The organism is Acidithiobacillus sp. TH-A67 (genome assembly GCF_057473545.1).
Genome location: NZ_JBYCKU010000043.1, coordinates 1 through 22,048 on the forward strand (window position 1 = coordinate 1; position 22,048 = coordinate 22,048).

Annotated in this window: 17 protein-coding genes; 5 read left to right on the forward strand and 12 right to left on the reverse strand. The window is 59.0% G+C overall.

The features are described 5' to 3' along the window. Nucleotides 1-9: 9 nt before the first annotated feature. The 12 genes from AC2VNM_RS06725 to AC2VNM_RS06780 all read right to left on the reverse strand — a co-directional run bounded on the left by AC2VNM_RS06725 (nucleotide 10) and on the right by AC2VNM_RS06780 (nucleotide 14,268). Nucleotides 10-213, reverse strand: coding sequence for a helix-turn-helix transcriptional regulator (locus AC2VNM_RS06725; protein WP_486913057.1), 204 nt, complete (start codon nucleotides 211-213; stop codon nucleotides 10-12). 171 nt (nucleotides 214-384) lie between these two features. Continuing rightward, a complete protein-coding gene (locus AC2VNM_RS06730) occupies nucleotides 385-1,611 on the reverse strand; it encodes a tyrosine-type recombinase/integrase (RefSeq protein ID WP_486913058.1) in 1,227 nt (408 codons plus the stop codon). Nucleotides 1,612-1,896: 285 nt separating this feature from the next. Then, nucleotides 1,897-2,550 (reverse strand): thiopurine S-methyltransferase, encoded by a 654-nt coding sequence (locus AC2VNM_RS06735; RefSeq protein WP_483165315.1) that lies wholly within the window; start codon nucleotides 2,548-2,550, stop codon nucleotides 1,897-1,899. Nucleotides 2,551-2,944: 394 nt separating this feature from the next. Next, nucleotides 2,945-3,367, reverse strand: coding sequence for a hypothetical protein (locus AC2VNM_RS06740; protein WP_483165314.1), 423 nt, complete (start codon nucleotides 3,365-3,367; stop codon nucleotides 2,945-2,947). A gap of 70 nt (nucleotides 3,368-3,437) precedes the next feature. After that, the gene (locus tag AC2VNM_RS06745; protein WP_483165313.1) at nucleotides 3,438-4,784 is read right to left on the reverse strand and encodes a hypothetical protein; all 1,347 of its coding nucleotides are present in this window, start codon (nucleotides 4,782-4,784) and stop codon (nucleotides 3,438-3,440) included. A 107-nt stretch (nucleotides 4,785-4,891) separates the two neighbouring features. Beyond that, entirely contained in the window at nucleotides 4,892-5,236 is a 345-nt protein-coding gene (locus AC2VNM_RS06750; RefSeq protein ID WP_483190015.1) for a roadblock/LC7 domain-containing protein, read from the reverse strand. Continuing rightward, nucleotides 5,233-6,030 (reverse strand): oxygen-binding di-iron domain-containing protein, encoded by a 798-nt coding sequence (locus AC2VNM_RS06755; protein WP_483165311.1) that lies wholly within the window; start codon nucleotides 6,028-6,030, stop codon nucleotides 5,233-5,235. Before AC2VNM_RS06755 ends, AC2VNM_RS06750 begins: the two co-directional genes overlap by 4 nt. A 153-nt stretch (nucleotides 6,031-6,183) precedes the next feature. Beyond that, complete coding sequence (locus AC2VNM_RS06760; protein ID WP_483167238.1) at nucleotides 6,184-6,315, reverse strand: hypothetical protein; 132 nt, start codon at nucleotides 6,313-6,315, stop codon at nucleotides 6,184-6,186. 63 nt (nucleotides 6,316-6,378) lie between these two features. Then, entirely contained in the window at nucleotides 6,379-9,471 is a 3,093-nt protein-coding gene (locus AC2VNM_RS06765; RefSeq protein ID WP_483165310.1) for an efflux RND transporter permease subunit, read from the reverse strand. Beyond that, complete coding sequence (locus AC2VNM_RS06770; RefSeq protein WP_483165309.1) at nucleotides 9,468-10,460, reverse strand: efflux RND transporter periplasmic adaptor subunit; 993 nt, start codon at nucleotides 10,458-10,460, stop codon at nucleotides 9,468-9,470. Before AC2VNM_RS06770 ends, AC2VNM_RS06765 begins: the two co-directional genes overlap by 4 nt. Further along, a complete protein-coding gene (locus AC2VNM_RS06775) occupies nucleotides 10,457-11,764 on the reverse strand; it encodes a TolC family protein (RefSeq protein ID WP_483165308.1) in 1,308 nt (435 codons plus the stop codon). The genes AC2VNM_RS06770 and AC2VNM_RS06775 overlap by 4 nt, the downstream gene beginning before the upstream one ends. A gap of 122 nt (nucleotides 11,765-11,886) precedes the next feature. Further along, a complete protein-coding gene (locus tag AC2VNM_RS06780) occupies nucleotides 11,887-14,268 on the reverse strand; it encodes a TonB-dependent receptor (RefSeq protein ID WP_483165307.1) in 2,382 nt (793 codons plus the stop codon). A gap of 342 nt (nucleotides 14,269-14,610) precedes the next feature. Between AC2VNM_RS06780 and AC2VNM_RS06785 the strand changes: the two genes are divergently transcribed. Genes AC2VNM_RS06785 through AC2VNM_RS06805 form a run of 5 tightly spaced genes read left to right on the forward strand, consistent with a single transcriptional unit; the run spans nucleotide 14,611 to nucleotide 22,043 of the window. Further along, the gene (locus tag AC2VNM_RS06785; RefSeq protein ID WP_483165306.1) at nucleotides 14,611-15,276 is read left to right on the forward strand and encodes a response regulator; all 666 of its coding nucleotides are present in this window, start codon (nucleotides 14,611-14,613) and stop codon (nucleotides 15,274-15,276) included. Then, complete coding sequence (locus AC2VNM_RS06790; RefSeq protein WP_486913060.1) at nucleotides 15,273-16,640, forward strand: sensor histidine kinase; 1,368 nt, start codon at nucleotides 15,273-15,275, stop codon at nucleotides 16,638-16,640. The genes AC2VNM_RS06785 and AC2VNM_RS06790 overlap by 4 nt, the downstream gene beginning before the upstream one ends. After that, nucleotides 16,628-17,971 carry a TolC family protein gene (locus AC2VNM_RS06795; RefSeq protein ID WP_483165304.1) on the forward strand — a complete coding sequence of 448 codons (1,344 nt, stop codon included), beginning with the start codon at nucleotides 16,628-16,630 and terminating at the stop codon, nucleotides 17,969-17,971. The genes AC2VNM_RS06790 and AC2VNM_RS06795 overlap by 13 nt, the downstream gene beginning before the upstream one ends. Further along, nucleotides 17,968-19,002: an efflux RND transporter periplasmic adaptor subunit gene (locus tag AC2VNM_RS06800; protein WP_483165303.1), complete on the forward strand. Its 1,035-nt coding sequence runs from the start codon at nucleotides 17,968-17,970 to the stop codon at nucleotides 19,000-19,002. The genes AC2VNM_RS06795 and AC2VNM_RS06800 overlap by 4 nt, the downstream gene beginning before the upstream one ends. After that, complete coding sequence (locus AC2VNM_RS06805; protein WP_486913062.1) at nucleotides 19,002-22,043, forward strand: efflux RND transporter permease subunit; 3,042 nt, start codon at nucleotides 19,002-19,004, stop codon at nucleotides 22,041-22,043. The genes AC2VNM_RS06800 and AC2VNM_RS06805 overlap by 1 nt, the downstream gene beginning before the upstream one ends. Nucleotides 22,044-22,048 lie beyond the last annotated feature (5 nt).

Consider the following 22,048-nt stretch of genomic DNA (forward strand, 5'->3'; position numbering starts at 1 on the left):
GGGTGGGGTTCATGCGCTGGTGCTTTTCCGGGCTTGCTGGTCAAGCCAAGCATTGAGATCGGCCCCCAGATAGCGGACGCTGCGACCGATTTTCCTAAATGCCGGGCCGGTCCCCGCCCACCGTGCGCGCTCAAACCAAGCCTCGGACTTGCCGAGCAGCGGGGCGATTTCCTTTTGCCCATACAGGCGGGTGCTCTCGAATACAGTTGCCATGACGTGCTCCAAATCTATCCAATAGATGCAAACCACGGCTTGATTATAAGCATGGGGAACAAGTCCACCCTATAGGTTTGCGGCAAATGGAGTCACGTCAGAGGTATGTGGCAATAGGCTGTTTTTGTTTTATTTTTATTTTTCTATACGGCGCAGTGGTATTTTTTTAGGCTATTTATTGCCGCTTTTTATTGCCTCTGCCCCCCCGTGCATGGGGACGATAACGCCGGATTCCATGACGCCCACCGCCCGCAGGACGTAATCTTCGATCCGTTGCATGGGCACCCGCAGACGTTCCGTGGTGATTTGCAGGTAGCCGCTTGTCACGTCCGACGTGCCGGTCTTGTGGTTCAGCAGCCGCTTGAGGGCATAGGCGGGCACGTCCAGGCTTTCGGCAATGGTGCCGAAGGTGCGCCGCAGATCATGGATGATGAACCGATCCAGCCCCGAGTGCTTCCGCACCAAGTCCAGGTTATACCGCAGATTGCTCATGCGCCCCCGTGGCGTCTGGAATACATACTCACCATGCCGGGGGCGGCTCTCGATCAACGCGGCAAGCCATGTGCCCATCGGTAGGACGTGCGTCTCGTGGTTCTTGGTGTCGCGCAAGGTCAGTGTCTTGGCTTGCTGATCCACGTCTGCCCACTTGAGCCCTAGCCCCTCCTCGCGCCGCATGCCCGTAAGCAAAAGCGTTACCAAGTAATCCCGCATCGCGTCGTTGGCGAGCCCTTGCACGGCATCCCACCAAGGCCGCAGTTCATGGGGCTGTATCCAGCCTTTACGCGGCTTGATCTCGAACCATGCACGGGTTTTGCCGATGATACGGGCCGGGTTGTCGGCCAGGATTGCCCGCCCTTCGCTGTCGGTGTAGCGCGACATGGCAGAGTTCAAAACAGCCCGCAGATAACGCACCCAAAGATTAGCCTTGGCTTTGGAACGCTCGCCCAGCTTGGCATGACGCTTGAGCACCATATCGGGGGTAATGGCCGTGATAGGCCTTGCCAGCCAGTCCGAAGAACCCCAGCGCAGCGTATGTGCATAGTCGTGGCGGGTGGAATCCTTGAGCGTTTTGCGGGTGCTCAGGTAATCGTCGAGGGCCGTTTGCAGGGTCGTCTTTTCGGCTTTGCGCCGGGCCTTGTCTGCTATCGGATCGCCGCCGGTGGCAATCTGCCCGAGTAATACGGTTGCTTGGGTCCGAGCCTGCTCTAACGTCAGGGGGCCATAGCGCCCTATGGTGATGCGCCGGTCCTTGCCGCCGATACGCTTTTGCAGGATGAACGCCTTGGCGCCAGCAGACGTGATGCGAACCCCGAAGCCGGGCAGTGTGGCGTCCCAGTGGATCGCATACCCCTTCTCCGGTGCGGGCAGCTTGTCGATGGCGGTCTTGGTCAGCTTCATGGCGGCCCCCTATTCATGTAAGCGCCGTGTAAGCACTATGTAAGCACGCGAGCGCAAATAACTTCAAACGACATGGGACTAATGATAGGACATAACCTACTGTCATGCAAACGATTTCAAACGAACAGGCGGCCATGTAAGACGGGTGAAAAGCCAGCGATTCAAGACTGTTAATCACTAGGTCGGCAGTTCGAGCCTGTCCCGGGGAGCCAAAGACCGAGGCGCTTGGAAATGTTTCCAGGCGCCTTTTTGTTTACCCTGCTCCATCATCGGGAAATTATATTTCTAGTCCTTACTCCGACGTAGCCGGAAAATAAGTTCGTCGAAGCGTGCAAACTCCGCCTTACCCTCCTGGCTACGAAGGTCTCGCCTTTCCAATTTTTGGACCGTCCATCCCGGTTCATATAACGCATGAACTTCCGCTCCCCCCACGGCAAATGGCGGACCATCTCGGGTTTCTTGCGGATAATCCAGCGTAATCAGCAGGATAGGCGGGCGGTTTGGCAGCAGTTCGTGCAGCTTGCGGACGTAGTCGCTACGGGTCTCCGGCGGCAGGGCAATAAGCGCTGCCCGATCGTAAACAGCCACCGTGTCAGCCAGATCCGCTGGCGAGAGGGCAAAAAAATCTCCGCAGAGAATTTCGATGCCTTCGCAATGGTAGCGCTGAAAAGCGCCTCGGCTTTCAACTTCGGATATCAGACCGTGCTCCGCAAAAAATGCCTCGACAGCAATGGGGCTGAGCTCGACTCCCCGCACCTTGTACCCCTGCTTGGCCAGCCACAGCAGGTCCAGGCTCTTGCCACAGAGGGGCACGAAAACCCAGCCATCGGTACTTGCGCCAAGCTGGCTCCAATAGCGCACGAGTTGTGGATGGAATTCCGCACGATGAAAACCAATCCGGTTTTCCTGCCAGCGCTGCAGCCAGGATTGCGCGTTCATGATTCTACTCCGTTGTCCGTTGATTGGGCCCTCAGCCAGCCCCCCAATTCATCGCGGGGCATAGCTTAGCAAAGAGATAACCCTGCGGATCCAATGCTCCATACGGTCTTCGGGCAGGAACCACTCCCAGGTGCCATCATTAAACGCTATTACCATGAGGACAGGCCAGGACATTGGCCGCATGGGTGCTGCGGATCCGCGCCAGGACCTCGAGCCCCGTTAGCAGAAGAGTTCCAGCGCCATCCGGGGCAGCGAGGAGCAATCGCACTCATCCACGTAGCGCAAAAAATCATTCATGGTCATGACTGGGTCGCATCCTCAGTATAGAGAACTTGCCGAATCATGGGTATTTTTTTCGCATTTCCATCTTGACAAATTATAAAACTCCTCTCGTTTACCAGGTTTCGGAGCAGGTCACGCCGTTTTCGTGATACTCCGAATGCACATGCAGGGTAACGATTTTCTGACCTGTGACGGATTCCACGACCCCATCAATGAGGCCAAAGCCAAAATGGCAAAGGGCGTGATTGCCCGCAGGGATTCCCTGCTCGCGCAGGGTGAGCCCAATCTTACAGCCTACAAGCTCTGCTTGGCCGTCTTGCAGACAGACTCCTTCCATGAATTCCTTGTTGCGGAAGAAGTCGGAGACCAGGGTCCGCGCCTCCTCAACGCTTTTACCGGAATGGCCTTCGCCGATTTTTTTGCCCATTTGCTTGCCTGCAAAACGGAACACGCTTACCGCTCCTTTATCACCAATCAGCACCCCCACCTGACTGGCAATGCTGTAGAGAAGATCGACCACATCCTTGGTATCCATCGCACATTGCTTGACCTGCCCTGTCATGAAATTTCTCCAGCAATCCGTTCCAGAACGCTACAACCCCAAATCACAGACAATTCCGTTCCACCACTACCTCGGTATATGCGTCGCCTTGGGCAACACAACAAGTCTGTCGGCCCCAGAAGCCATCCTTGCTACGATTCACCCGATAATAGAAGTCCAGGGTAAGATCCGGCTTAGTGGTGATATCCGCGGTGTAGAGTAGGTTCATGAGTGAGGCGCCGATGCCGGTCATCAAATAATCGATGGGGTGGTCGGAGTAGCTGCCGTTGATACGCAGGTAGCCCAGCGATTCATAGGGATACCACGCGCGCAATACCAAGCGTTCGTTGGGAATGATCTCGGCAATCCGCCAGATTCCCCAACCCAAGGCATTGATGCAGGCAATGATCCCTGCCAGCCAGTCTTCTTTGCAACGAAGCTGGGGGACAATGAGCTGATACCAGGGATCGGAGCGCATGATTCCCCCCATGGTGTTGAAGCCGCAGATATGCCCTGCTTCGATCAGCAGGGTTTGCGCTAAGGCCTTGCCTTGCAGGTGGCTAAACTTGTCTTTGTAGTAGAATAGGCTGGGATATTCATACCAGAGCATCTCCCCCAGGTATTTATGGGTGGACAAGGCCTGCGCCAATGCCTCTTCGAAGCGGAAGGAAACTAGATTGTAGTAGTCGGCATAGTGCCGAGTCAGGTAGACACCAAAAGCCGGGATCAATCCGTTTTCGTCACCAATTAGGGGCAGCGTTCCCACAGCAGCGATGATGGCATCTTCGTCTACATGGAGACTCTGCGTACGCGGCGGGATTTGCTCTGCCCCTTCTGGGAGTATCGGCTGCGCGATGGCGGGAGTCTGTGATGGGTAGTCTCCCTCCAGACGGGGAGTGATCCGGAAAACCGTAGCATCACCGCCTTTGGAAATGGGTTCAGGACTCGTCTGCATGGCACCCTGCAGGGGACGCTCCTGAATGGCGGAAAGGCTGCCCACGGCAAAACCCAGGTCAAAATACTCGCCAGGATGACGGCGAATTCCGTAATTCAGCCGTAGGGCGCTTCCGTAGTGAGAATGCTCCTCGCGGACATCCACCCATTCCTCTTTGCTCAGAACGGCGGGGGTGATGGCCAGATCACCGAATCCACAGTAGCGGTAGAGCGTTTCTGCGCAGGCGGCTCGTTCCTCTCTTCCCCATTCTGGATGCCTGGCAAAAATCCCCCGAAGCTGGCGAAAAATGACCTCCGTGGCTGAGTCTTGCAGGATCGGCTCATGGGCAATGTAATGACAGTCCTCCACCACGAGCTGCAGGAAGCGGTTGTAGTGGTTGCAATGGAAAACCATCGGTTCTCCATCGAGCGTCACGACTCCGGTCTTGGCATTTCGATCTGGCTGACAAGCGTACATAACAAGGGGACCCCTGGCATATCGACGGACCGATTCGTCAGATAGGCGATATTTTGGGATCCCGCCATTCAACAGAAAAGCGGGGCCTGACAGATTAGCTGCCCAGCTCAGCCATCCAGAGCCATAATCTGCTGACCCAAGCCATGGGCATTAGCATCGGCGGGGAACACAACCATCAGCAGGGTATCGGCACTTTGGGGGAGAAACAGGGCGACGTGCTTCTGGCAGCGGATGATGATCTCCTGCGTTGCACATTCGGCAAGGCCATCTCCAACAAGTTCTGCCACGCGCATTACCGCCGCTCCGGCCACCCCCATGAGCCGCTCGTCGGCTACCTTTTCCCCTTCGTAGTGCAGAATTGCCCCATCGCTGGAAATCAAGGCGATACCGCGAACGTTGGCCACAGCGGCGTGGATCCGGCTCGACAAGCTCTGAAATTTCTCTGGACTCATAGCGGTTCTCCGTTGGGGATAGGGAATCGGAAATCGTCTTCACGCAGCAGGTCGAGGCCACATTCCAGCTCGGCAAACCAATCGAGAAAGGCATGGACGGTCTCTTTACCTTTGAAAGAAGCGCCATGCTGCGGCACGATCCAGTCGACATCCATGCTGCGCAGCATCTGTGCCCAGAGTCGACAAACCTTGTTACCCCCCATGTAGCGGCGATGGAAGGCATCCATGCCCGATGCCGCGCGGTGTGCATGGAAGGCTTCTGCACCCTCGATGGGATGCATGGCCGCTTCGCCGCTGACCAGATTGGCGCCAATATCTCCGGAAAACAGGATCTTGCTGCGCGGGTCATAGACCTGAAAGTTGCCTACTGCGTGCAGGTAGTGGGCAGGAATGAGATGCAACTCTTGCCCCGCGAGGGAGACCACAGCGCCTTGCGCGGGAATGCCAATGACCCGCCCGGCAGTCATCCCTTTGGAACAGAAGTGTGGCAGAAAGCGGGTCCACTCCTGGGCAATGAGAATCTTGGCATCGGTGATCAGAAGCCAGCCATTGGCCGAGGCAACGATATCCGGATCTTCGTGGGAGGCAAAAACATAGTCCAGATGCGCTGGCAAAAAATAGTCGGCCATGCCGGCAAGAAGGTTTTTATAGGTCAGATTGCCACCCGGATCGAGCAACATCCCCTCACCATGGTGGACAATCAAAAATTGGTTGGCCTGGATGCCTTCTCCTTCCACCAGGTCTGTAAACGCGACGCACTTGTGTTCACCGTCATCGTACAGCAATACGCTCATAAATATCTTTCCCATTCCATATAATCAGATGTAAAGGTAATTAGCATAATCCGATAGGATTGCAAGGCGGTGGGGCCAGAAAGCACGGCGAGCAGCATTGACCAGCGACGAGCGGTGACTCTTCAGCCAGATACCGGTGCCAGGGTATTGAGACTATGTCTCCGGCACGAAAATCCGCAGGATGCGCGGGTTTTTCAGGGCGTGCAGCAAGGCCATGGCGATATGTCCGCCCCAGTAGGCCCACAAGAGATTTGCTACCAAGGAATGAATGCTTCCAGATCGCATGCATTTTCAACTGACTGAAGAGCTGAAACGTTGCTAGAACCGCCAGGGCGGTATGCAGTCATTTCAGTTGGGATGGCCAAGCGCTTTCTTCCATATCATCCTCGCAGAGACTTGTGAAAAACCGGAATACAGAACGGGCGCCAGCCACAGCGTCATCAGGGTGGCGACGAGCAATCCACCCATGACAGCGAGCGCCAGGGCTTGCAGAAGATCGGTTCCGTGCCCAATGCCCAGCGCCAGCGGCAGAAAACCGAGGACATCTGCCAGCATGGTCATGAGAATAGGGCGCAGGCGCTGGCGCGCCGCCAGTGCGACCAGGGATGGCCGTGGATGATTACCCCCCAACTGCCGAGCCCGGGCAAAGATCAGGATGACGTTGTTCACCGCGATGGCGAAGACCAGGAGAATGCCCAAAAACGCCGTACTGTCCAGATCGGTACCGGTAAGCAGCAGCAGGAGCAGCGCTCCGGGGGCGGACAGTGCCACCGAGACCAGCGCCACCCACGCCGCACGCTGGCTGCCAAACTGGAATCCCAGCAGGACCAAGAGGATGAGCAAGGCAGCGCCCAGAATGATGAGCATCTGCCGAAAGCCCTGCTGCTGTTCCTGATAATAGCCGGCGATCTGGCTGGTGACGCCCACCGGCAGGCCCATCTGCGCAATGATGGAATGCGCGCGACTGGCAGCCGTCGACAGTCCCTCGCCGGCACGGGGCTGGAACTTGATTTCGGCATCCGGCACCAGGTTCTGATAGGTGGCGTAGGGCACCACTCCCCGCAGGTAGGTATCGGCACTCAGCGCCAGCGGCGCCAAAGTACCGTTCGGCAAGGCGAGGAGCGTCTTGCCCAGGGTTTGCGGCGTAGTACCCGGAGCCGGTGCCACGTGGACAGCGATGGGCAGGATCTGCTCTCCGTGTAACAGAAAGCCCGCCGTTTCCCCCCAGAACCGCGTCTTCAGAGCATTGGCAATCGCTTGCGGGGGAAGTCCTTCCATCGAGGCGAGTGCAGTGGGTCGTATCTGGATCTCGGGTCCGGCGGATGGCGCCTTCAGGACAATCGACTGAAACGCATTGCTGGCTTGCAGTTTCTTGGTCAGGGCAGCGGCCACGGCCTGCAACTGGCGGGAGTCACTGCCAAATAGCTGGATGACCAGTGGGGCATGGGAACCCGACAGGTTTCCCAGCCGATTGATCATGATCTGCTGCGTTTCCAGTGTGGTCAGATTGGGTTCTGCGGCGCGAAACTCCCGGCGCAGGGACTGCATGACCTGCTCGGTCGTTTGCCTGCGATCATTCTTAAGCAGGATCGTCAAACCACCCTTGTTGGGCGTGGCGTAGGCATTCCCCAAGCCCCGTCCGACCACCAGGGAGACCCGCTCCACATTGGGGTTGCGCTGGGCAATCGCCATCAGCCTTCGGCCAACCTGCGTGGTCTCACGAACACTGCTTCCGACGGGCGTCCGAAACGGAACGACAAAGATTCCTTCATCCCAATGGGGCAGGAAGGCCGTGGGAAGCTGCGTTCCCCCTACCCCGGCAAGCAGCAGAAGGGCGAGCACCAGCGGTACCGCCAGCCAGGGACGGCGCATGCCAGCAAGTAGCAGGTGCCCATAGTGGCGCCGTAACCATCGCTCGCCCCATAACCGATGCTGCCGCCGCGCACGCCCCGCCACCCACAGGGCCAGAATGGGCGTCACCGTCAGCGCAATGATCTGCGAGGTAACCAGGGCAATGACAATCGCCAGCGCCATACTGCGGAACAAGAGCCCTACGGTCCCCGACAGAAAAACCAACGGCAGAAATACGACGCAGGCGGTGAGGGTGGCAAAACTCATCAGCGGCAGGATGTCATGAATCCGTTGCAGGGCACGCGCTCGCCGGGCTTCGGCATCTTCCTCATGGAGGCCGTGAATGCCGCGCTCGATGATGACGATGGCATGGTCCACCAGCGCGCCAATGGCTGCGGTAATCCCCCCCAAGGTCATGATATCGATGCCAAAGCCGAGGGCGTGCAAGGTCAGCAACGTGGCCGCCAACGCAAGTGGCACGACCGCCAGGGTCGACAGGGCCGCGTCCAGGCGCCCAAGAAAAAGTAGTACCACCAGAAAAGCGAGGGCGGTGCCCAACGCCAGCGCAATCCAGACATCCCGCAGACTGGAATGGATCAGATGACTCAGGTCATAGATAGGAACCAGATGCATCTGCGGTGGAAGGCGCTGTGCAAGCTCCCGTAGTTTTGCCTGCGCTGCGCTTGCTACTTTGACCTGATCTGCGCCCTGCTGCGCGGAAACATCCAGAATCAGTGCATGCGGCCAACCCAGCACGGCCGCATCGCGCATACATGGCGGCGGTCCAATCTGAATCTGGCCGAGGCTACCCAAGGCGAGAGGCGCGCGGATACCCTGGGCATTGGCCGGTCCAATGGGCAAAGCAAGCGCGGCCAAAGCAGTGATACTCTCCGGCCGTGGTGCCGTCGTCAGCAGAAATTGCTCATGGTAGGCGTGCAGGACGCCGGAGAAATACGGCCCCTGATAGGCCCGCAAGGCATTTACGACCGCTGTACTGCTGAGGTGGTATTGCGCCAGACGACGCGGGCTGAGGGTCACCCGAACCTCGGGCCATCCGCGCCCCGTCGCGTCGACATGGTAGACACCCGGAAGGGACAGAAGGGCAGGCCGCAGGGTGAAAGCAAAGGTCGCCATCATGGCGGAGCTGTCCAGGTGACGGGAAACCAGGGCATATTCCAGTAGGGGATAGATGTTGGGTGTCATCAAGCGCACGGACAGGGTCGCCCCCGGGGGGAGCGGGATCTGGGACAGACGCGCTTGCAGAAGGAGGTAGGCTTGTTCCGGGGATGTTCCTCGGCGGAAATAGATATGCAGCTTGCTCAGGCCATTGCCGGTCTGGGCACGTACCAGGGTAACGCCGGGCTCCCCCTTGGCCGCCTCTTCCAGAGGTCGCGTTACCTGCAGCAGCATGACCTTCACCGGCAGGTCCTGGGTATGCACCAGCACCGCCACCTTGGGAAAGGCGACGGGAGGGAAGACACTTTCGGGCATGTTGAGGAAGGCGTAAGTGCCAGAGGCAATCAAGAGCAGTACCAGAAGGAAGAGCGTGCTGCGCGTTTCCCAGAGAAACTGAAGGTAGCGGCGCATCATGGTTGTACCGCTACCGCTACGCCTGGGCTGAGCCGGGTATTGCCACGGGTGACGACCACTTGACCGCACTGCAAGGCCCCTCGGATCAGCACCCTGTTTTCCGTCCGCGCGACGATCTGTACCGGTACTGCCTGCGCCCTGCCCTGGTCTACGCGCCAGACATAGACCTCAGCACCGCGCATGACGACGGCTTGTGCCGGCACCGCGAAACGTGCAGGATGCGAGAGAACAACCGGCAAATGAAGCTCCACCCATTCCCCCGGAAGCAGATTGCTCTGCTTGGGCAGATTGATGAGCACAGCTACCAGGCCCGATTGGCGCGCACTTTGCCCCACGCTGCGCACCCTGCCGGCAAGCTTGCGGCCCATAACTTTGATCTGCACCGTATCGCCCACGAACAAGGTTCCTGCCACCTGGGGTGGGACCAGAGCCTGTATCCAGGGCTTGCCACGCCCCTCGATGCGGGCGATGGGTGTTCCTGCCGCCAGCAGGGTACCCACCGGGACCAGATACTGCAGCAGCCCTGCAACCGGCGCCGTGATTTGTAGTTGTGCGGACTCCTGCTGCAAAGCGCTCAGGGCGTCTCCTGCCTGACGCGCTGCCAGGCGCGCCGCATCCACTTGCTCCCGAGCGATGATCCCGTCGTCAAACAGTTTTTGCGCCCGTTGCAGCGCGTTCTTGGCGTAGTCCTGCTGCTCCTGCGCCGCCGCCACCCGCGCCGGGAGCCCTGCGACCTGTATCCGCCCCAGCAACGCTCCCTGCCGAACCGGACCATCCGCACGCAATGGCCCGAGTAGCCGACCCGTGACCGGAGCCACCAGCGTGACGGCCGCACGACTGCGTACCTCCCCCAACGCCGATACTTTGGTCTGCGCCGCCCCAGCCTCTACTCTGGCCACCTGTACCGTGATCTCCGCTGCCAGCACGCTGGGCGACGGTATCAGCAACAGGAGGAGCAACCAGGGCCTGAGGTGACGATCGAAGTTCATGGCAGTTGTCCTGTGTCGAGGAGTAATTGCTGACGCGCAAGGCTCATACGTAACCCCGCTTGCAAGGCCGTCAGTCGTGCCTGAATCCAGGCATTCTGCGCCTGCGCCAGATTCAGAGCGTTGAGCGCACCCGCGCGGAAACCTTCCTGAGTCATGTGGTAGACCAGTTTGGCTTCCCGGCCAATCCTTTTAGCGTGGCAGGCATTTTCTTGGGCGGCTCGATACGCGCCCCAATCCTGATTGAGGCGCGAATGCATCTGCAACAGCAATGCCGTCCGGCCGGCGCGCAGTGCCTGCACATTGGCATCGGCGGCCGCCACCCGATCCTGACGCCGTCCAAAAGAAAACAACGGCATCGTCAGACCCAGCCCGGCCTGCCAGCCGAGGTCCCGACCAGAGGGAACCCCATTGGCATCAATCCCATAGGCAAGTTGAGCATTTACTACCGGCAGATACGCGGCGTTTTGCACGGCCTTCGCGGCCCGCGCTACCCCAATCTCTTTTTGGGCGAGCTGTAACAGAGGCTGACGGGCCTGCATCCGTTGCCAAAGTTGGGCGAAGGAGCCAAAAGCGCCAGCAGCGGGGATCGAGTGCTTTGCAGCGGTCGCGGCAGCGTCGTCAGGAAGCCCCAACTGCAGGTTGAGTTCCCGTGCTGCGGTCTGCTGCTGCACCTGGGCCTGGTCCAGTTGCGCGCGCGCCTGAGTCAGGAGTAGTTGCGTCTGCACGACGTCGATGCGCGCCGCCGCGCCCGCATGAAAGGCTTTGGCACTGTGGGCCACGAGCGTCTTGTCATACGCTACGGTCTGCTGCCAAAAGGCGACCTGCCCCTGCGCCAAGGCAAGTTGATACCAAACGTTGGTAACACTCGCTGCCGTCTGTAATTGGGTCAGCAGAACCTGATACCGAGCAGCGGTGGCGCTGGCCCGTGCCGCCTTTGCCAGCGCTTGCAACTGCGCATCAAACACGGGGGCGGTAATCACAATCTGACCAATCGCCTCCCGACGCCCATTGGCGGCAACAAAAAGTGGCCGGCCCTGACGACTTTCCGTCCAGATGCTGGCCAAGCGAAGGGATAATTGCGGCAGACGATTGGCAGCTGCCGCGTCGGCCAGATCCCGACTACCCTCCGCCCGGTCTTTGGCTGCGGCTACCTGCGCCCGCTCGGCAATCCCGCGCTGCACCGCTGCCGATAGTGTCCACGATTCCGCCGGCACCGCTGGCGCGATGCAGAACACGGTCATGGCAAGGCCGATTAGAATGGCCCAACGGCGCCAAGTAACGGAAGGCGATGTTTTGCGGATCATGCCTCAGAGTATGACAAGGAACTCTTAGTCGCCAATTAGCCACCGGCGCTCGGAGGCCGTCGCAAGACCAAAAATGGGCACCGGCGCCCACTGCGCCGACGCCCTACCCTACTTATCCGCGATCAGAAATGTGCGGAGATACTGCCGTAAACGGTAATGGGTGCACCTGGAAGGGCCAGCACCTGACCGGCCGAATCGCCACCCAACAAACCACCAGAACTGATGTACTGGAACTCGTTGTAATGGTTGTTGGTGAGGTTGAGGATATTGAGACTCAAATCCACATGGCGCAGGAAGGGCACCATGCCGATCGTGGGGATTTTTTCGTCAATACCCAGATTCAGGGTACCGTAGGCTGGCATCTTTTCTGCACTCGGGGCGCCGGTGTTGTTGTTGAACATGCCCTGCGCTCCCACATACTGATACCACAGGCGCGGTTGCAATACCGTTCCGGCTAGCGGCATACGGTAGGTCACGCCAATATTGAAGGTCTTGTTCGGCACATTCGACACCCGCAAGCCATCATAAGAGATGCCACTGGTCACATAATGGGCGAAGACAGCCTTCTCGAAGTTGGCATTCATGAAGAGATCGAGGTTGTACAAAATCTCATCATCCAGGGCCAGATTCACACCCTGATAGATCGAATCGCCATTGGCGTCGCCAATATAGTTGCCATTGGAGTCATACAGAGGGATGTACTGGTTGCTGTAATGCAAATGGTAAAAGCTCGCAGTAAACAGGAAATGGTGCAAGAACGCCGCATGATCAAAATGGATTTTCACACCAGCATTGTAATCTGCGCTGCGCTCCAGGTTATAGATAGGCGCCTTTTTCTGGTACAGACCACCGCCACCACCCACCTGTGGTTCCTTGTAAGCCTGCGCATAATTGGCAAACACCGCTAACCAAGGAATAGGGCGCCAATTGAAATCGACGGACGGCTCGACCTGGGTGAAACTGGTATTCGCCGCTGGCAATACACCCTGATCATTCTGCGGATACATAGCATAGGCCTCGGCAAAATCGGATTGGCCGGCTGGCGTATACCGGGTCTGATAATTGATGACCCGCACCCCTGGGGTGATGTGCAGGGTCGCCATGGGACTGATGCGATCCTGGAAAAACGCGGCCAAATCAGTTTGGTCGAAATAATCACTCCGATAATGCGCATTCGGAACCAGACGCGAGCCAAAATATGGAGCGTTGGTATTATAGAAGGCATTCCTCGTGTTGTAGTTACTATTCAGGAAGAAGCCGCCAAAGCTGACCTCGTTGTAGGGCAATTTTGCCGTCAGAAACAGCTTGTCGCCATAGACCGAGTCATGGGGGTTGTTGTACTCGTACAGATTGCTGGGATTAGACAATCCATAATTGTTGTAGTGAAAATGCAGACGATGGCCGTAGCGGTACCAGATCATATTGTGTACCGACCAGGCCTTGTCCAGATCCACATTCAGTTTGCTGTAGAGCAGCCAGGTGCTATTGCTATCCTGCTTGAACCAGACATCTTTTGGCAAGGACGAATAAAAGCCACTGGTGGCCTGGCTGTAGAGCGCAGAGCCAGCGGTGCCATCCATGGTCACCCCGGCAATGGGGTTGATAGGGATAGGTACCGGACGATAGCCAGAACCCTTCGCCAGATATGCCCCCACCGAGAAATCACCATTGCTGAACGTCTTGCGCGTTTTCAAAAACCAGGCGTAACTGTAACTGGGGTTATTGAAGCCATCCGGACTTTGGCGGTAGCTATTGGAGGAACCTGCGCCGCCAGCAAGGATGGTGGACCAGCCATCAACATTGCCGGTACGAATATTGAAAACGATGTTTTTGGAATCATAGCTGCCATAGGTCAGCTTGATGTCACCACCCGGTTTTGCTGTCGGTTGCAAGGGTACGAAATTGATCTGTCCACCGATATTGTTGTACCAGCGCTCCTGCGGGTTTCCGGGACCATAAGTTATGCCGATGCCCTGCAAAATGCCGGTCTGCGGTACCTGCGGCGACTGCCACAAACCGGTGGAGGGATCGACCATGGGTACACCATCAAAGGTGACGGAAAGGCTGCCATCATCGATCTGGCCACCGGAAAAACCACCCCAACCCTGCTTGATGCCATTGATGCTGATGGAGGTTTTAGTGGCACCGCTGGAACCATAACCGGAAACGCCAACACCGGGCGCGTAGCTCAGCGCCTGGGCACTGCCACCCATTGGGCCCGTCGCGGCCATTTGCGCCTTGTCCAACACCTTGATGGACTGCCCGGAATGGAAATTATGCTTTTGGGTGAGACTCTTGGCTTCTTTGCTGCCGAGGTAGGTGGATGCCTCTACCGCGGCGCTGACCTCACCAATGGAAATAGCGGACTGGGTTGGGGCAGTTACCGAGTCCGTAGCGAAAGCGACATGGCTGGTCAAAACACCAGTGGCCAATAAGGCTACTCGCAGAACCGAAAAACAGGGATAGGCACGCTTAGAAAAGCGCGATGTGTCCTTTTGTATCACGTTGTATCTCCTGTAGCTAGTTGCGTAATAGGTACAATTTGGTTGCTAAACAACCAGCTTAGAAGCGTAGCACAGGAATGTTACAGCTTAATGAACTTTTTATGACACTTTTATGACAAATCCTCCAAAAACCGATCCAAATTTCCAAAGCAAGAAGTCCGCAGAATACTGCCGCTTTCTTAGGAAAAGATTAGAAGTTCTGGAGTCAATTTTGGCTTATATTTAGGGTATCCGGAGCCGACGAACTCTTGCGTGGCGCAACACCACACTCCTCATCCCAAGCTAAGAATGCTCTGCTAAGCTTCGGTCCCAGGTGCAGGAGCGAGACTGCGAGGAGGAAATATGCGTATCTTACTGGTCGAAGATGATCGGATGCTAGCCGAGGCGCTCTTACTGGCCCTACGCGACGGCGGCCATGCGGTCGACTGGGTTAGCAGTGGACAGGCGGCCCGCAGCACTCTTCCGCACAGCGAACATGAGGTACTGCTGCTGGATCTCGGCCTTCCCGACGACGACGGTATCCAGCTCCTGCACGATTTGCGGACAGAAGGCTATACCCTGCCCATACTCATTCTCAGCGCTCGCGATGCCCTGGAGGAGCGCCTGCGCGGTCTGGATGCCGGCGCCGATGACTATCTCATCAAACCGTTTTCGGCGCGTGAACTACTCGCCCGCTTACGGGCAGTGCAGCGCCGCCAAGGGGGACAGGCAGGACCACTGCTCAGTAATGGCGTACTCAGCCTCGACCCGAGCACCCGCGAAGCCTGGCGCGAGGGCGGGCCAGCACAACGCCTGTCGGCGCGGGAATTCGCCCTGTTGAGCGCCTTACTGCAACGACCCGGCCGCATTCTCAGTCGCGAAGAGCTGGAAACCCGCATCTATGGCTGGGGAGAGGAAGTGGAGAGCAACAGCATCGACTTTCTCATTCACAGCGTGCGCAAGAAATTGGGTGCGGACAGCATCAAAAACCTGCGCGGGGCGGGTTGGCTGGTAGAGAAGGACGGATGACAAAGCGCATTCCATCGCTGCAAAGACGCCTGTTCTGGACCCTCAGCTTCTGGTTGCTCCTTGGTGGCTTTATCGCCGCCGGCGTCGATTATGGGCTGGCCTACGAAGACGCCAAACAGTTGCAGGACGCTACCCTGGCAGAAATGGCCAACTGGGTGGATCCCAGCCACCTGCCCGACCATCCGCTGCAGGTGCCCTGGTTTCAGGGCAAAGAGAAGCATATCCGGCACGATGAAGAATTCGGGACGATCATCGTCGAGCGCATCAGCCCTGGCAAGATAGAAAATCCCTTACCGCTTCCCGGACACTGGCGGCCCGGCTTTCATCATCTTGAGAAGAACGGTAAGCAGTGGCGGATATTTCTCGCCGCCCTGCCGGATGGTGACCAGCTTGTCGTTGCCCAGCCCACCTCCGTTCTGCAGGAAGCCGCCTGGGATGGCGCCCAGCGCAGTATCTGGCCCATCCTCATCTTGCTGCCCATACTCCTGCTCGCCCTGCGCTGGCAGGTCTACGCGGTCTTTCGCCCCCTCCGCCGCCTAGCCCAGGAGCTTGCAATATTGCGGCCCGAGAGCAGCCGGATTCACCTGCCCGAAACTCATGTACCGCAGGAACTCCTCCCCTTCTGGTTGGCCATCCAGCAATTGCTGCAGCGCGTCGCCGACTTACTGCAGCGTGAGCGTCGCTTCATTGCCGATGCCGCCCATGAATTGCGAACGCCCCTGGCGGCCCTCTCCCTGCAAGTGGAGAATGCCCAACATGCAGAAAGCTGGGATGCCTGTCGCGAGCGCCTACTCGCCGTCGATACGGGCTTAGCGCGCAGCCGCCATTTGCTCGATCAACTGCTCACCCTGGAGCGTCAGCTTGCCGGACCAGCAAAAAAGGAAAGCATCGATCTGGGCGATCTGCTGCGGGAGCTCCTGAGTGAGCGCCTGCCTCTGGCCGAAAGCAAGGGTATCGAACTGGAATTACAGCTCCGCCCTACCCGTCTGCCATTGCGCACCGATCCCTTGGCCCTGCGCGTGCTCATCAGCAATGCCCTCGATAATGCCCTGCGCTATACGCCAGCGAACGGCTCGGTCGTGCTGCGTGCAATTGCCGATGGCGAAAGCCTGACGCTCGAAGTGGAAGACGACGGCCCGGGGATTCCTCCGGTCCAACGCGAGCTGGCCTTTTCGGCCTTCCATCGTGCCACTGATGCTCAAGGCGAAGGTACCGGTCTGGGCCTGACCATCGTTGCCGCGGCGGCAAAACGCTTGGGAGGGCAGGTGCAACTGCTGGATGGCAGCGCCGGCAGGGGCTTGTTATTCCATTATGAGCAACCTCTGGAATCTACCCAGCAGGAGGACGGCACATGCACTGGCTGACGCAGAGATTTTGTGGCGGGATTCTGTTGACACTACTCGCCGGTTGCGCGAGTTACCGGCCCCTCCCCCTCGACCAGCAGCTGTCACAGCCAAAAACTCTGCAGGCAGCCCTGGCCCAGGCCGATGCCGGCGCGCCGATACGCAGCGACAAGATTGATCTGCAGGCCCCCCTTTCGGGTACCGCCCTCGCGCAAATCGCGGTCTTGCTCAATCCGGATCTGCGTGCCACCCGCGCCAAGCTCGGAGTAGCCAACGCCCAGGTCTTTGCCGCGGGATTGTTGCCCGATCCGCAGCTTTCCCTCAGTGCCGACCTGCCCACGACTCCTGGCTACTATTCCGCCTATAGTATGGGCCTACAATGGAGTCTGGCGAGCCTCTTCACCCGCTCTGCCAATCTTGCTATCGCCGGCGCCCAGGCCCGTTCCGTCCGCTATGACGTGGCCTGGCAGGAATGGCTGCTGGCCAATCAGGTCCGCATTCTGGCGCGCAAACTCTATTTTCTGCAGCAGCAGGAATCCATTGCCGCTGCCGCTACCCAAGTGAGTCTGGAGCTTTATAAAAAATCATCGGACAACCTGCGCGCCGGAGATACGACCCTGCCCAATCATGCCTTACGCCAGATCGCTTATGTAGACAGTCGGGATCGGGAACTGGCACTGCGCCGCCAGGTAGCCAAGACCCGACAAGAACTCAATGCACAGTTGGGCCTGCCCCCCGGTTTTCACCTCGAACTGGCCGCACCGCGGACCCTAACAAAATTGCCCCCAGTGGAGGAACTCGTGCACGAGGCTCTGAAGCATCGTCTCGATCTCGCAGCTCTGCGCGCCGGGTACGACGCCCAGGAGGCGCAGGTGCGGCGCGCCATCCTCGGTCAATACCCGGGCTTCAGTATCGGCGTCAGTCACGCCGCCGACACCTCCAACATCCATACCTGGGGACCGAGCATTACCTTCGACCTGCCGCTGTGGAACCGCAATCGTGCGGCCATCCGGCAAAGCGAGGCAACCCGCGCCGAACTGCACGCCGCCTATAGCGCCCGGCTCTTCCAAACGCGGGCGGAGATTGCCAGCCTAGTGCAGGACCTGCAGCGTTTGCATCCGGAGATCGCCCTTTTGCGCACCCAGTTGCCCGGGCTCGCGCAGGCGGAGAAGGTGCTGCGCCAAGCAGTAGCCGAGCACAATGCCACCCTCGTCGAATACGAAAGCGTCCGCAGTCAGTTGCTCGACAAAAAATTGCAGCTTCTGACCCTGGAAGGGACAGCGGCAGAAGATCAGGCAGCCTTGGAGCTGGCTGTAGGAATTCCCTGGGAACGATGGAGAAAAAACCCATGAACTGGCAGCGCGCGCTGCAACGCACCGCCCTCACCGCCGTGCTTGGTCTTGCTTCTCTGATCTGCGCCGCTGCGCCCTCGGCCCTGGTGCAGATCAGTCCGGTGCAGAGCAGGCTGTTCACTCACACCTTACGCGCCTACGGGACCGTAGCCTTTGCCAGCCAGGCGGCAGACCTGCTCAGCGCACGCTGTGAGAGTGTCGTGCAGCAGGTCCTGGTGGTCCCAGGGGAAAAGGTACGAAAAGGACAGGTTCTACTGCGTGTCAGCCCCTCGCCTGCCGAGCGACTGCAGATCGATCAGGCCAAAATCGACCTGCGTTTTGCGCAAAACGAATGGCAGCGCCAGGAGAGTCTACGGCAACGGCAATTGGCCACCAATGCCCAGGTGCAGAGCGCGGCCCAGAACCTCGCTAAGGCCAAAGCACTACTGCAAAGTCTGGAACAGCGCCAGCAATCCTTAGAGGGAGGGGCTATCCGCGCCCCGATCTCCGGCGTCGTCACCGCCGTACCGGTACAGGCGGGCAACACCGTCCCGGCGGGGCAGTCCTTTCTCACCATCAATCCGGCGGGGGCACGCGTTGTCGTCTTCGGCGTGGAGCCGCAGGATCTCGCCCAGGTTCATCCCGGAGCGAAGGTCGTTCTACGCCGCCTGGACGATCGTGGGCAATCCTGGTCCGCCAAGGTGCAACAGGTCTTGGCACAGGTCGATACGAGCACCCGTCTTGCGGGGGTGATCGTGCCCCTGCCGGCGAACGCCCAGGCCCTCCCCGGCACCCTGCTCAGTGGCGAGATCACCCTTGCCCAACAGCAGTCCCTGGCCATTCCTGATTCCGCCGTCCTCAGCGAGCATGGACGGTCCTACTGCTTTGTCGATCAGCACGGAATTGCGCAAAAACGCTGGATCGAAACCGGTTGGCAGGACGGAAAATGGATCGAGGTGCGGCGGGGTCTGCAGGCAGGAGAGTCAGTCGTGAGCTTGGGCAATTACGAATTGCAGGAGGGCATGCCCCTGCGTCTGGAGGGGAAATCCTGATGGGTGACTGGCTGCTTCGACACCGCCGTTTTCTGCTTTTTCTGCTCCTGCTCCTCACCCTCGGTGGTCTGCTGGCGGCGCAGAAACTACCGGTGGCACTGTTTCCGCAAGTTTCTTTTCCGCGCATCGAGGTGTCGGTGGATGCCGGCAACATGCCCATCGAACAGACCCAGATCGCCCTGACCCTACCCTTGGAGCAGGCCCTGCGTGCGGTACCCGGAGTACGCAAGATCCGTTCGACCACGGCGCGGGGCGCGGCCGATATCTCGGTGCAATTCGCCTGGGGTAGCGACATGCAAAGCGCGCTCTTGCAGGTCGAGGCCGCCATCAACCAGGAGCTGCCCAAACTCCCCGCCGACACCCAATTCCGCGCTCGTCGCATGGACCCGACCGTCGATCCGATTCTGGGCCTCGCCCTGACCTCGTCACAACTGGACCCCGTGGCCTTGCGGCGGGTTGCCTACTATCAACTGCGTCCACGCCTGCTGAGCATTCCTGGGGTAGCGCAAGTGACGGTACAGGGTGGCGCCCAGGAAGAATTCCAGGTGGTCGTCGATCCCTGGCTTCTGCAACACTACGGCCTGTCCTATGCCGATGTCGAAAAGGCCCTGGCCGGTTCCAACATCATCGAGGCGGTGGGGCGCAGTCAGCGTCATTATCGCCTGTATCAGATCCTCAGCACGAGCCATCTGGTCAATGGCGAGGAAATCGGCAAGACCATCCTCAAAAGCGGTCCCGAAGGCATTGTCGATCTGGCCGATGTGGCCAAGATCAAGCAGGGCAAGCGTCCCGCCTGGACCACCGTCACCGCCAACGGCAAAAACGCCGTACTCCTCAACATCCTGCAGCAACCCGGCGGCAACACCGTTGCCATCGACCGGGCCCTGCGCAAACTCTTGCAAAGTAGCGCGGCATCGCTGCCCGCGGGAGTGCAGATCAGCACCTGGTACGACCAGAGTCAACTCATCACCGCCGCCGCGGGTAGCGTACGTGACGCGATCATCATCGGTGCCATCCTCGCCGCCCTGGTGCTCTTCGCCTTTCTCCGCAATCTACGTCTTACCCTGATCGTCGCCATCACCTTGCCCAGTGTCTTGATCGCCAGCGCATTGGTCCTCTATGTATTGCACCAGAGTTTTAACATCATGACCCTGGGCGGTATGGCGGCAGCGGTCGGGCTGGTGGTGGATGACGTGGTCGTCATGCTCGAGCATCTGATGCGCCGGATCAGCGAAGAGCGCGAAAACTGGTCCATCCTGCATCTCGCCCAGGAGCTTAGCACCCCCTTGGCCGGCTCCTCGGCGGCGACGCTGATCATTTTCATTCCCCTGGCCTTTCTGTCTGGGGTCACCGGCGCGTTTTTCCAAGCCTTGGCCATTGCCATTGCCGCCGCTCTCCTCATTTCCTTTCTCGTCGCCTTCCTGGCCGTCCCGGTATTGGCGCAATTGCTGCTGCGGCAGAAGGACGCCGACAAGGCCGAGCATCAAGGGTCGCTGCAGCGCTGGGCCACCGAACGCTATCGACGGTTTCTTGCCCGTTTCCTGCAAAGACCCAAGTGGCTCCTGCTGTCTGTGGGCCTGTTGATCGCCCTGTCCGGTTGGTCCTATACCCAGGTCGGCAGTGGCTTTTTGCCCCCCATGGACGAGGGCGGCTTTGTGCTGGACTATCGCGCGCCTCCGGGCACCTCCCTGGCCGAGACCGATCGCCTGCTGGATCAGGTGCAGCAGATTCTGGCGCAGACCCCGGAGGTCGCTACCTACTCACGACGCACCGGACTGCAGTTGGGTGGTGGGATTACCGAGGCCAACGCCGGCGACTTTTTCATCCGCCTGAAGAGCCAGCGCAAACGCAACATCTGGCAGGTCATGGACAGCGTGCGGCAACAGATCAAGGAACAGGTGCCGGGCTTGCGCGTGGAAACGGGGCAGCTCATGGAAGACCTGATCGGCGACCTCACCGCCGTGCCGCAACCCATCGAAATCAAGATCTTTGGCAATCATCCCCAGGAATTGGAACCCATTGCGCGGCAGATCACCCGGTCGATCGAGGGCGTCCCCGGGGTCACCGAGGCCTTTGACGGCATCACCATTGCCGGGGATGCCATCGACATCCACGTCGATCCTCTGCGCGCGCAGGCCATTGCCGGCATGACCCCCGCCGAGGTCACCCAACAGCTGCGCACCCTGCTGCAGGGGCAGGTGGTCACCAAAATCCCGCACGGCGAGGAAATGATCGGCGTGCGGCTGCGTGCCCCGCGAGACCTCGCGCAACGGATCGAGCAGTTGCGCCATCTGCCGCTGATTGCACCGAACGGACAGACCTTTTTCCTCAATCAGATAGCTACGATCTCCATCCAGCCCGGCCAGGCGGAGCTGGATGCAGAAAACCTGCAACCCATGGTTGCCGTCACCGCACGTATCGAAAACGGCCATGCAATGGGTACGGTCCTCGCGCAAATCCGGCAGCGTCTGGCCAAACTCCAACTGCCGTCCGGAGTGTACCTGGAATACGGCGGCCTCTATCAGGAACAGCAAAAGGCCATGCACGACCTGGCCCTGGTCCTGCTCGCAGCAATTCTTCTGGTTGCGGCGCTGCTCCTCTTCCTCTACGAAAACTTTGCCATCGTGTTCAGCATCCTGATCACCGCACTACTGGCATTGGGGGCGGTATTCGTGGGCTTGTGGCTGACCGGCACCGAGCGCAATCTCACGGCCATGATCGGCATGACCATGATCGTTGGCATCGTCACCGAAACGGCGATCTTCTACTTCGCAGAGCTGCGTAACCATAATCCGGAAGAGCTCGTGCGGGCTGGCGCCATACGCCTACGCCCAGTGCTCATGACCGCCATTATCGCCATTCTCGCCTTGTTACCTCTGGCCCTGGGCATTGGCGCCGGTGCCGAAATGCAGGCACCGCTGGCGGTTGCCATCATTTCCGGTCTGGTGGCCGAGATTCCCTTGGTGCTGTTGGTAATGCCAGGAATCTATGTCACCCTGCAGAAGATTCTGCCGCTGCGCAAATCCAGGAGTCATGAATGACGACG

Excerpts from the sequence above, each read along its gene's own strand:
- AC2VNM_RS06775 (WP_483165308.1), bottom strand. The coding sequence starts at position 11,764 with ATGATCCGCAAAACATCGCCTTCCGTTACTTGGCGCCGTTGGGCCATT.
- AC2VNM_RS06765 (WP_483165310.1), bottom strand. The coding sequence starts at position 9,471 with ATGATGCGCCGCTACCTTCAGTTTCTCTGGGAAACGCGCAGCACGCTC.
- AC2VNM_RS06735 (WP_483165315.1), bottom strand. The coding sequence starts at position 2,550 with ATGAACGCGCAATCCTGGCTGCAGCGCTGGCAGGAAAACCGGATTGGT.
- AC2VNM_RS06750 (WP_483190015.1), bottom strand. The coding sequence starts at position 5,236 with ATGAGTCCAGAGAAATTTCAGAGCTTGTCGAGCCGGATCCACGCCGCT.
- AC2VNM_RS06805 (WP_486913062.1), top strand. The coding sequence starts at position 19,002 with ATGGGTGACTGGCTGCTTCGACACCGCCGTTTTCTGCTTTTTCTGCTC.
- AC2VNM_RS06760 (WP_483167238.1), bottom strand. The coding sequence starts at position 6,315 with ATGCGATCTGGAAGCATTCATTCCTTGGTAGCAAATCTCTTGTGGGCC.
- AC2VNM_RS06800 (WP_483165303.1), top strand. The coding sequence starts at position 17,968 with ATGAACTGGCAGCGCGCGCTGCAACGCACCGCCCTCACCGCCGTGCTT.
- AC2VNM_RS06730 (WP_486913058.1), bottom strand. The coding sequence starts at position 1,611 with ATGAAGCTGACCAAGACCGCCATCGACAAGCTGCCCGCACCGGAGAAG.
- AC2VNM_RS06795 (WP_483165304.1), top strand. The coding sequence starts at position 16,628 with ATGCACTGGCTGACGCAGAGATTTTGTGGCGGGATTCTGTTGACACTA.
- AC2VNM_RS06745 (WP_483165313.1), bottom strand. The coding sequence starts at position 4,784 with ATGTACGCTTGTCAGCCAGATCGAAATGCCAAGACCGGAGTCGTGACG.
- AC2VNM_RS06790 (WP_486913060.1), top strand. The coding sequence starts at position 15,273 with ATGACAAAGCGCATTCCATCGCTGCAAAGACGCCTGTTCTGGACCCTC.
- AC2VNM_RS06770 (WP_483165309.1), bottom strand. The coding sequence starts at position 10,460 with ATGAACTTCGATCGTCACCTCAGGCCCTGGTTGCTCCTCCTGTTGCTG.
- AC2VNM_RS06725 (WP_486913057.1), bottom strand. The coding sequence starts at position 213 with ATGGCAACTGTATTCGAGAGCACCCGCCTGTATGGGCAAAAGGAAATC.
- AC2VNM_RS06740 (WP_483165314.1), bottom strand. The coding sequence starts at position 3,367 with ATGGATACCAAGGATGTGGTCGATCTTCTCTACAGCATTGCCAGTCAG.
- AC2VNM_RS06785 (WP_483165306.1), top strand. The coding sequence starts at position 14,611 with ATGCGTATCTTACTGGTCGAAGATGATCGGATGCTAGCCGAGGCGCTC.
- AC2VNM_RS06755 (WP_483165311.1), bottom strand. The coding sequence starts at position 6,030 with ATGAGCGTATTGCTGTACGATGACGGTGAACACAAGTGCGTCGCGTTT.